The organism is Streptomyces anandii JCM 4720 (assembly GCF_014650655.1).
GTDB lineage: Bacteria > Actinomycetota > Actinomycetes > Streptomycetales > Streptomycetaceae > Streptomyces > Streptomyces anandii.
This window is the reverse complement of record NZ_BMVJ01000071.1, coordinates 1-1,727: the sequence shown is the minus strand read 5'-3', so window position 1 is coordinate 1,727 and position 1,727 is coordinate 1. Positions and strand designations below refer to the sequence as shown.

The 1,727-nt window shown below is 69.5% G+C and carries 1 protein-coding gene; it reads left to right on the top strand.

Going from position 1 to position 1,727, the window contains the following annotated elements:
• Positions 1-1,727, top strand: a 1,727-nt coding sequence (locus IE249_RS35325) for a dihydropteroate synthase (protein WP_189711606.1), incomplete at both ends; no start/stop codon positions are given.

Genomic DNA, 1,727 nt, shown 5'->3' with positions numbered 1-1,727 from the left:
TGCGGCAGCTCGTGGAGCGGGTGCGGGAGGCCACCCCGGCGGAGCGCGAGCCGCGTCCGGAGCCGGGTGCCGCGTCGCTGTACCAGACGGTGCCGTTCCGGCAGGACACCTCGTATCTGGCGATCGGGGAGCGGACCAACGCCAACGGGTCGAGGAAGTTCCGCGAGGCGATGCTCGAGGGCCGGTGGGACGACTGTGTGGAGCTGGCCCGTGAGCAGATCCGTGAGGGCGCGCACATGCTCGACCTGTGTGTGGACTACGTGGGCCGGGACGGTGTGGCGGACATGGAGGAGCTGGCGGGGCGTTTCGCCACCGCGTCGACGCTGCCGATCGTGCTGGACTCCACCGAGGTCGACGTCATCCGGGCGGGGCTGGAGAAGCTGGGCGGCCGTGCGGTGATCAACTCGGTGAACTACGAGGACGGGGACGGGCCCGGGTCGCGGTTCGCGCGGGTGACGGCGCTGGCGCGGGAGCACGGGGCGGCGCTGATCGCGCTGACCATCGACGAGGAGGGCCAGGCCCGCACGGCGGAGAAGAAGGTGGAGATCGCCGAGCGGCTGATCGGCGACCTGACCGGGAACTGGGGCATCCGCGAGGAGGACATCCTCGTGGACTGTCTGACGTTCACGATCTGCACCGGTCAGGAGGAGTCCCGCAAGGACGGCCTGGCCACCATCGAGGGCATCCGCGAGCTCAAGCGCCGCCACCCGGGGGTGCAGACCACCCTCGGCCTGTCGAACATCTCCTTCGGGCTGAACCCGGCCGCCCGGATCCTGCTGAACTCCGTCTTCCTGGACGAGTGCGTGAAGGCGGGCCTGGACTCCGCGATCGTGCACGCCTCGAAGATCCTGCCGATCGCCCGGTTCGACGAGGAGCAGGTCACCACCGCGCTGGACCTGATTCATGACCGCCGCCGCGAGGGCTACGACCCGCTGCAGAAGCTGATGGAGCTGTTCGAGGGCGCCACCGCGAAGTCGCTGAAGGCGGGCAGGGCGGAGGAGCTGGCCGCCCTCCCGCTGGAGGAGCGGCTCAAGCGCCGCATCATCGACGGTGAGAAGAACGGCCTGGAGGCCGACCTCGACGAGGCCCTGACCGGCCGTCCCGCCCTGGACATCGTCAACGACACGCTGCTGGACGGCATGAAGGTGGTCGGGGAGCTGTTCGGGTCGGGGCAGATGCAGCTGCCGTTCGTGCTGCAGTCCGCCGAGGTGATGAAGACCGCGGTCGCCCATCTGGAACCGCACATGGAGAAGACCGACGAGGCCGGCAAGGGCACGATCGTGCTGGCCACGGTGCGCGGGGACGTGCACGACATCGGCAAGAACCTGGTCGACATCATCCTGTCCAACAACGGCTACAACGTCGTCAACCTGGGCATCAAGCAGCCGGTCTCGGCGATCCTGGAGGCCGCCGGCGAGCACAAGGCCGACGTGATCGGCATGTCCGGGCTCCTGGTCAAGTCCACGGTGATCATGAAGGAGAACCTGGAGGAGCTCAACCAGCGCGGCCTGGCCGCCGACTACCCGGTCATCCTCGGCGGAGCCGCGCTGACCCGGGCGTACGTCGAGCAGGACCTGCACGAGATCTACCAGGGCGAGGTCCGCTACGCCCGCGACGCCTTCGAGGGCCTGCGCCTGATGGACGCCCTCATCGGCGTCAAGCGCGGCGTGCCCGGGGCCGAACTCCCCGAACTGCGCCCCCGCCGCGTCCGCGCCACCACCGTCGAG